Genomic DNA, 7,681 nt, shown 5'->3' on the forward strand with positions numbered 1-7,681 from the left:
CAAGCCGTCGCGGCGGGCGCGGTCGGCGAACGTGTCCGGCACCGCCTGCGGCGACGACACGCCGATGTCGCCGCCGATCAGTTCGGCGGCGCTGGCCAGCATGCCGCGCTCGATCCGCGTCGCCAGCGTGGCGACCACGCCCAGCGCCACCACCGCCAGCGCCAGCGAGGCGGCCAGCGTGCGCAGCTCAGGCAGGTGCCATTCGCGGCGCAGGCTGCGCAGGGCGAGCAGCAGCATCTTCATGCCTGCGCGTCCGCACCGGACGAGACGACGCGACCTTCTTCCAGCTCGATCCGGCGATCGCAACGCGCGGCCAGAGTCGCGTCGTGGGTGACCAGCACCAGGGTGGTGCGGTGGTCGCGGTTCAGTGCGAACAGCAGGTCGCAGATGTGGTGGCCGGTACGCTGGTCGAGGTTGCCGGTGGGCTCGTCGGCGAACAGCACGCGCGGGCCGTGCACGAACGCGCGGGCGATCGCCACCCGCTGCTGCTCGCCGCCGGAGAGCTGGGCCGGGTAATGCCGCCGCCGCCCGCCCAGCCCCACCGCTTCGAGCGCTTCGCGTGCGCGCGAGCGCGCCGCGCTGCTGCCTTCCAGCTCCAGCGGCAGCATCACGTTCTCCTCGGCGGTCAGCGCGGGCAGCAGGTGGAACGACTGGAACACGAAGCCGACCAGGCGTCGGCGCAGGTCGGCGCGGGCCTCCTCGTCCAGCCGCTGCAGCGCATGGCCGTCCAGCGCGATGCTGCCGCCGTCCGGCGTATCCAGCCCGGCCAGCAGGCCGAGCAGGGTGGTCTTGCCGGAGCCGGAGGCGCCGACGATGGCGAAACTCTCGCCCGGCCGCACCTGCAGGCTGACCTGGCTGAGGATCTCCAGTCTCCCCTCGGGGCCGTTGACCGACTTGCTAACATCGCAGGCTTCAAGAAGAGGCCGGGAAGAATCGCTCATGCGTCGATGCCTGTGGTTGCTGGTTTTTCTGTGCGGGATCGGCAGCGCCCAGGCGGCGGCGCCGAAAACCGTGCTGGTGCTGGGTGATTCGCTGTCCGCCGCGCACAACATCCCGGTCGAGGCCGGCTGGGTGCATCTGCTGGGTGCGCGTCTCGACCAGATGGTGCCGAAGTGGCGCGCGATCAATGCCAGCATCAGCGGCGAGACTTCGCTGAGCGGTCGCAACCGCCTGCCGGCGCTGCTGGCGACGTACCGGCCGGCCGTGCTGGTGCTGGAACTGGGTGCCAACGACGGCCTGCGCGGCCTGCCGCTGCCGGCGCTGCGCGATAACCTCGACGCGACGATCCGGGCCGCGCAACAGGCGAAGGTGCGGGTGTTGCTGGTCGGCATCGAGCTGCCGGTGAACTATGGTCCGCGCTACCGTGACGGGCTGCGCGCGATCTACGCGGAGCTGGCGCAAAGCCGGCACGTTGCCCTGGTGCCGTTCCTGCTCGAAGGCGTCGCGCTCGACCCGGCGCTGATGCAGGCGGACGGGCTGCATCCGGTGGCTGCCGCCCAGCCGCGAGTCCTGGATACCGTATGGAAGCCGTTGCAGGCGTTGCTGCGTTAAAACCGAATCGGCTCTGAACCGCCGCGGCCCGGTTTCACGCGGTCGTCACTTGTATCCCGATTAGCTCTTCACGTATGTGAAGGCATGGAGGTAAGGACGATGACCGTACATGACGAACAGGCGGGACTGATCCTGCTGGTCGAGGACAACCGCCAGATCGCCGAGATGGTCGGCGAATTCCTGGAGCGCCGCGGCTACTCGGTGGACTACGCCGCCGACGGCGTCAGCGGACTGCACCTGGCGGTGTCCAACAGCTACGACGTGCTGGTGCTGGACCTGATGCTGCCGGGACTGGACGGGCTGGAGGTCTGCCGCAAGCTGCGCCGGGAGGCCAAGAAATCCACTCCGGTGCTAATGCTCACCGCCCGCGACACGCTGGAGGACAAGCTGGCCGGGCTCGAGGCCGGCGCCGACGATTACCTGGTGAAGCCGTTCGAGGTGCGCGAGCTGGAGGCACGGCTGCGCGCGCTGATCCGCCGCGACCGCCGCCAGGTCTCCACCGAGGTGCTCACGGTCGGCGACATGACCCTGGATACCGCCACGCTGCGGCTGACCCGCGACGGCCAGGAACTGACCGTTTCGCCGATCGGCCTGAAGCTGCTGGCGATCCTGATGCGCGAGTCGCCACGGGTGGTCAGCCGGCGCGACATCGAGCGCGAGATCTGGGGCGATACGCTGCCCGACTCGGACACCCTGCGCTCGCATCTGTACAACCTGCGCCGGGTCATCGACAAACCCTTTGCGCGGCCCCTGCTACATACCATCCACTCCGCAGGGTACCGACTCGCGGATCTCGAATCGGAAGTGGCGTCCGCGCCCCAGACAGCCTGACAACGCACATGGCACTTGCATGTAATGGATAGCCGCGCCAACGCAGTCATCAGCCGCGTAGGTGCCTTCCGCTGGCGCATCGGCCGGGTCTTCGGGCTGCAGTCGCTGACGGTGGTAGCCGTCACCGTGCTGGGTCTTTATGACGTGGTGCCGACGGCCGTGGTGATTGCGGTGATCGTGCTCGCCACGGCACTCGCGTGGTTCGCCACCCGGCGCGAGTGGCGACCGGTGCGTGCGCTGGCCCGGCTGGTGAGCCGGTGGGACGGCCAGCTGTTCGATCCGGCGGCCCTGCACCTGGACCAGCTGTCCGCCGACACCGATGCGGACGTGGCCTCGCTGGCGCGTGGCCTGCACGGTTTCGCCACCCGCCTGGCCGGTTACGACCAGCGCGAGCGCAACTTCACCCGCGACGCCAGCCATGAGCTGCGCAGTCCCCTCACGGTGATCAAGATGTCGATCGACATGCTGGCCGAGGAAGAGGGCCTCACCGACTTCGGCATGCGCTCGGTGCGCCGGATCAAGCGCGCCACCCGCGAGATGGAGGTGCTGGTCGAGGCCCTGCTGATCCTGGCGCGCGAGACGGACAGCGCCACCGACGACGAGTACTTCGTGGTCAACGATGTCGTGCGCAAGGAAGTGGAGTCCGCCCGCGAACTGATCGCCGGCCGGCCGATCGAGCTGCTGCTGGACGAGCCTGCCCGCTTTGCGCTGCGGGGCTCGTCGCAGGCGTTCTCGGTGCTGTGCTGGCAGCTGATCCGCAATGCCTGCCAGCAGACCGAGCAGGGCAGCGTGGTGATCAGCGTGCTGCCCGGCGCGGTCAGCGTGCGCAACAGGATCCCGCCGCAGGCGGCAGGCGACCACCCGCGCCCGCTGCGGGTGCGCGACGCCGACCGGCACGGTTTCGAGCTGGCGATCGCGCTGCGGATCAGCGAACGTTTTGCGTGGCCGCTGGAACTGCAGACCTGCCCGGGGAGCGAGAACATCGCCCGCATCCGTTTCCCGCACCCGCTGCCGATCGGCGAGGTGGGCAGGAGCGGACAGCTGTAGGGCGGGTGTGGCCCGCCCGCGAGCGCCGCTGCGGGGTCAGCCGGCCAGCGCCGGGGCCACCGCGAACGCGCAGCCGGTCTTCGCCTTCACCTCGTCCAGGCTGACGCCATCGTTGAGCTCGACCAGGGTCAGGCCCTTGCCCTTCTCCACCTCGAACACGCACAGGTCGGTGATGACCAGGTCCACCACCTGCTTGCCGGTGAGCGGCAGGTCGCACTGGTTCTTGATCTTCGGCGAACCGTCCTTCGCGGTGTGCTCCATCAGCACCACCACGCGCTTGACGCCGCTGACCAGGTCCATCGCGCCGCCCGGACCCTTGACCATCTTGCCCGGCACCATCCAGTTCGCCAGGTCGCCGTGCGCGGACACTTCCAGGCCGCCCAGGATCGACAGGTCGATGTGGCCGCCGCGGATCATCGCGAACGACTCCGCGCTGGAGAAGAAGCTGGAGCCCGGCAACGTGGTGATGGTCTGCTTGCCGGCATTGATCAGGTCGGGGTCGATCTGGTCCTCGGTGGGGAACGGGCCGATGCCGAGCAGGCCGTTTTCCGATTGCAGGGTGACGCTGACGCCCGCGGGAATGTAGTTCGCCACCATGGTGGGAATGCCGATGCCGAGGTTCACGTAGAAGCCGTCGCGCAGTTCCTGCGCGGCGCGCCTGGCCATCGCCACGCGCAGCGGGCTTTCCTTGCCGCCGGCAACGCCGGCGATGGTGCGGAACTCGATGCGCTTCTCGTACTTCGCGCCCTGCACGATGCGGTCGACGTAGATGCCCGGCACATGGATGTTGTTCGGGTCCAGCTCGCCGACCGGGACCAGGTGTTCCACCTCGGCCACGCAGGCCTTGCCGCAGGTGGCGATCATCGGGTTGAAGTTGCGCGCGGTCTCGCGGAACACCAGGTTGCCGTGGGCGTCGCCCTTCCATGCCTTCACGATCGACAGGTCCGCCGTGATCGACTCCTCCAGCACGTATTCCTTGCCGTTGAAGACCTTGGTCTCCTTGCCCTCGGCCAGCTTGGTGCCGAACGCGGTGCGCGTGTAGAAACCGGGGATGCCGGCGCCGCCGGCGCGCAGCTTCTCGGCCAAGGTGCCCTGCGGGGTCAGGTGCAGCTCCAGCTCGCCGGCCAGGGTCTGCCGCTCGAACTCCTTGTTCTCGCCCACGTAGGAGGCGTATACGCGCTTGACCTGGTGCGTCTTCAGCAACGGACCCATGCCGAAGTCGTCCACGCCCGCGTTGTTGCCGACGATGGTCAGGTCCCGGGTGCCCGCCTCCAGCAGCGCGCCGATCAGGTTCTCGGGGATGCCGCACAGGCCGAAACCGCCGGCGGCGATCGTCATGCCGTCGAACAACAGGCCGTCAAGGGCTTTCGCCGCGCTCGGATAAACCTTGTCCATCGCTGTGCCTTCCTCGGTGAGGGTCAGCTGCCAAGGATACGACGGATTGGCCCGGGCCGGCCTTGTACCATGGTCGCAAGCCGGTTCGCCGGCGCGGCACGGACGCGCATAACCTTATGCGATTTCGCAAGTTCGCGGCATCCTGTCGAGTTGATAGGCTGACCTTCCCCGACCGGAACGGAGACGGCGATGATCAAGTTCCCTGCATGGCTGGCACTCGCGGCAACCCTGGTGACGACGACGGCGATCGCCAGGGACGTGACCCTGCTGAACGTGTCGTACGACCCCACCCGCGAACTCTACCGCGACGTGAATGCGGCTTTCGCCGCGCAGTGGAAGGCGCGGCACGGCGACAACGTCACCATCCAGATGTCGCATGGCGGTTCGGGCAAGCAGGCGCGTTCGGTAGCCGACGGCCTGCCGGCCGACGTGGTCACGCTGGCGCTGGCCGGGGACATCGACGCCATCGCCGATCGAGGCCTGCTGGCGAAGGACTGGCAGCAGCGGCTGCCGCAGAACGCCTCGCCGTACACCTCGACCATCGTGTTCCTGGTGCGCAAGGGCAATCCCAAAGGCATCAGGGACTGGCCCGACCTGATCAAGCCCGGCGTGGCGGTGATCACGCCGAACCCGAAGACTTCCGGCGGCGCGCGCTGGAACTTCCTGGCCGCGTGGGGCTATGCGCTGAGGCAGCCCGGCGGCAGCGAGGCAAAGGCGCGCGCGTACGTGCACGAACTGTTCAAGCACGTGCCGGTACTGGACGCCGGCGCTCGCGGCGCCACCAATACCTTCGCCCAGCGCGGCGTCGGCGACGTGCTGCTGGCGTGGGAGAACGAGGCGCTGCTGGCACAGCGCGAGCTCGGCAAGGGCACGTTCGAGATCGTGGTGCCGTCGGCAAGCATCCTGGCCGAGCCGCCGGTGGCGGTGGTCGACAGGAATGCCGACAAGCACGGTACGCGTGCGATCGCCGAGGCCTACCTGAAATTCCTCTACTCGCCGCAGGGGCAGGCGATCGAGGCCAGGAATTTCTACCGGCCGCGCTCGCCGCAGGTGGCGCAGCAGTTTGCCGTGCAGTTCCCCAAGGTGGATACCTTCACCATCGGCGAGGTGTTCGGCGGCTGGCGCCAGGCACAGGCGAAGTTCTTCGCCGACGGCGCGATCTTCGACCAGATCGGCCCGGGCAGCTGAGCCCCGTGCGGCGTCGCATCCTGCCGGGGTTCGGCATCAGCCTGGGTTACGCGCTGACGTACCTCGGGCTGATCGTGTTGCTGCCGCTGGCGGCGCTGGCGTGGAAGGCATCCGGCATCGGCCTTGCAGGATTGCTGCACCTGCTGGCGTCGCCGCGTACGCTGGCGGCGCTGCGGCTGAGTTTCGGCGGGGCGCTGCTGGCCGCATCGATCAATGTGGTAGCCGGCCTGCTGGTGGCGTGGGTGCTGGTGCGCTACCGCTTCCCCGGGCGGCGCCTGTTCGACGCGCTGATCGACCTGCCGTTTGCGCTGCCGACCGCGGTGGCCGGCATCGCGCTGACCACGCTGTACGCGCCGAACGGCTGGCTCGGCGGCTGGCTCGCGGCGTTCGGCATCAAGGTGGCGTATACGCCGCTGGGCGTGCTGCTGGCGATGGTGTTCGTCGGCTTCCCGTTCGTGGTGCGCACGCTGCAGCCGGTGCTCGAATCGCTGGAGCGCGACGTGGAGGAGGCCGCCGAGAGCCTGGGGGCGTGGCGCTGGCAGACCTTCCTGCGGGTGATCCTGCCGTTGCTGCTGCCGGCCCTGCTGACCGGTTTCGCGCTGGCGCTGTCGCGCGCGGTGGGTGAATACGGTTCGGTCATCTTCATCGCCGGCAATATCCCGCTGCACTCGGAGATCGCGCCGCTGCTGATCGTGCAGAAGCTGGAGCAGTTCGACTATGCCGGCGCCGCCGCGTTGGGCGCGGTGATGCTGCTGTTCTCGTTCGTGCTGCTGCTGGCAGTCACGCTGCTGCAGCGCTGGAGCAGCCGCTGGGCGGAGCCGGCACGATGAACGCGCATGCATCGGCGCCTGCATCGACACGTCCGCCGGACTGGCCGCGGCGGTTGCTGCGCGGCGCGCTGGTGCTGGTGGCGGTCGGCTTCATGGTGCTGTTCCTGCTGCTGCCGCTGGCGACGGTGTTCGTCGAGGCGCTGCGTGCCGGCATGCATGCCTATCTGGCCAGCATCCGCCAGCCCGAGGCGCTGGCGGCGATCCGCCTGACCCTGCTGGTGGCGGCGATCGCGGTGCCGCTCAACCTGGTGTTCGGCGTGGCGGCGGCGTGGCTGATGGCGCGCTTCGAGTTTCGCGGCAAGGCGCTGCTGGGCGCGTTGATCGATCTGCCGTTCTCGGTCTCGCCGGTGATCGCCGGCCTGGTCTACGTACTGCTGTTCGGCGCGCAGGGCTGGTTCGGGCCATGGCTCGACGCACGCGGCGTGCGCGTCGTCTTCGCCGTGCCGGGGCTGGTGCTGGCGACGGTATTCATCACGCTGCCGTTCGTCGCGCGCGAACTGATCCCGCTGATGCAGGCACAGGGCAGCGAGGAGGAACAGGCCGCGCGCGTGCTCGGTGCGAACGGCTGGCAGATGTTCTTCAGGGTGACCCTGCCGAATATCCGCTGGGCGCTGCTGTATGGCGTACTGCTGTGCAATGCCCGCGCGATGGGCGAGTTCGGCGCGGTGTCGGTGGTGTCCGGCCACATCCGCGGGCTGACCACCACGATGCCGCTGGAGGTGGAGATGCGCTACAACGAATATGATTTTGCCGGCGCGTTCGCGGTGGCCTCGCTGCTCGCCCTGCTGGCACTGGTCACGCTTGCCGTGAAGACCTTGCTGGAATGGCGCTACGGCAAC

Annotated in this window: 9 protein-coding genes; 6 read left to right on the forward strand and 3 right to left on the reverse strand. The window is 68.7% G+C overall.

Annotated elements, in window-relative coordinates; genetic code table 11:
• Positions 1-243 (reverse strand): hypothetical protein (locus RHOFW104R8_RS11405; protein ID WP_153023049.1); only part of this gene is annotated, 243 nt, incomplete at its 3' end.
• Complete coding sequence (locus tag RHOFW104R8_RS11410; RefSeq protein ID WP_068093382.1) at positions 240-941, reverse strand: ABC transporter ATP-binding protein; 702 nt, start codon at positions 939-941, stop codon at positions 240-242. The genes RHOFW104R8_RS11405 and RHOFW104R8_RS11410, both read right to left, overlap by 4 nt.
• Here RHOFW104R8_RS11410 and RHOFW104R8_RS11415 point away from each other — a divergent pair.
• The 3 genes from RHOFW104R8_RS11415 (at position 940) to RHOFW104R8_RS11425 (ending at position 3,429) form a co-directional block, all read left to right on the forward strand.
• Positions 940-1,551, forward strand: coding sequence for an arylesterase (locus RHOFW104R8_RS11415; RefSeq protein WP_068093384.1), 612 nt, complete (start codon positions 940-942; stop codon positions 1,549-1,551). The genes RHOFW104R8_RS11410 and RHOFW104R8_RS11415 overlap by 2 nt on opposite strands.
• A 99-nt stretch (positions 1,552-1,650) precedes the next feature.
• The gene (locus RHOFW104R8_RS11420; RefSeq protein ID WP_068093386.1) at positions 1,651-2,382 is read left to right on the forward strand and encodes a response regulator transcription factor; all 732 of its coding nucleotides are present in this window, start codon (positions 1,651-1,653) and stop codon (positions 2,380-2,382) included.
• Positions 2,383-2,406: 24 nt separating this feature from the next.
• Positions 2,407-3,429 carry a HAMP domain-containing sensor histidine kinase gene (locus tag RHOFW104R8_RS11425; RefSeq protein WP_068093390.1) on the forward strand — a complete coding sequence of 341 codons (1,023 nt, stop codon included), beginning with the start codon at positions 2,407-2,409 and terminating at the stop codon, positions 3,427-3,429.
• A 36-nt stretch (positions 3,430-3,465) separates the two neighbouring features.
• Here RHOFW104R8_RS11425 and RHOFW104R8_RS17970 read toward each other — a convergent pair whose 3' ends face one another.
• Positions 3,466-4,824 (reverse strand): 3-oxoacid CoA-transferase, encoded by a 1,359-nt coding sequence (locus tag RHOFW104R8_RS17970; protein ID WP_068093391.1) that lies wholly within the window; start codon positions 4,822-4,824, stop codon positions 3,466-3,468.
• A 189-nt stretch (positions 4,825-5,013) separates the two neighbouring features.
• Between RHOFW104R8_RS17970 and RHOFW104R8_RS11435 the strand changes: the two genes are divergently transcribed.
• From RHOFW104R8_RS11435 to cysW, 3 genes are all read left to right on the forward strand, one after another.
• Positions 5,014-6,012, forward strand: a complete 999-nt coding sequence (locus RHOFW104R8_RS11435; protein WP_068093393.1) for a sulfate ABC transporter substrate-binding protein — start codon at positions 5,014-5,016, stop codon at positions 6,010-6,012.
• Positions 6,013-6,017: 5 nt separating this feature from the next.
• Positions 6,018-6,842, forward strand: a complete 825-nt coding sequence (cysT, locus tag RHOFW104R8_RS11440) for a sulfate ABC transporter permease subunit CysT (protein ID WP_082823605.1) — start codon at positions 6,018-6,020, stop codon at positions 6,840-6,842.
• Positions 6,839-7,681, forward strand: an 843-nt coding sequence (cysW, locus tag RHOFW104R8_RS11445) for a sulfate ABC transporter permease subunit CysW (RefSeq protein WP_068205439.1), incomplete at its 3' end; no start/stop codon positions are given. The genes cysT and cysW, both read left to right, overlap by 4 nt.

This window comes from Rhodanobacter sp. FW104-R8 (assembly GCF_001617365.1).
GTDB lineage: Bacteria > Pseudomonadota > Gammaproteobacteria > Xanthomonadales > Rhodanobacteraceae > Rhodanobacter.

Coding starts and splice junctions, on each gene's coding strand:
- RHOFW104R8_RS11415 (WP_068093384.1), top strand. CDS start 940: ATGCGTCGATGCCTGTGGTTGCTGGTTTTTCTGTGCGGGATCGGCAGC.
- RHOFW104R8_RS11410 (WP_068093382.1), bottom strand. CDS start 941: ATGAGCGATTCTTCCCGGCCTCTTCTTGAAGCCTGCGATGTTAGCAAG.
- RHOFW104R8_RS11420 (WP_068093386.1), top strand. CDS start 1,651: ATGACCGTACATGACGAACAGGCGGGACTGATCCTGCTGGTCGAGGAC.
- RHOFW104R8_RS11425 (WP_068093390.1), top strand. CDS start 2,407: ATGGATAGCCGCGCCAACGCAGTCATCAGCCGCGTAGGTGCCTTCCGC.
- RHOFW104R8_RS17970 (WP_068093391.1), bottom strand. CDS start 4,824: ATGGACAAGGTTTATCCGAGCGCGGCGAAAGCCCTTGACGGCCTGTTG.
- RHOFW104R8_RS11435 (WP_068093393.1), top strand. CDS start 5,014: ATGATCAAGTTCCCTGCATGGCTGGCACTCGCGGCAACCCTGGTGACG.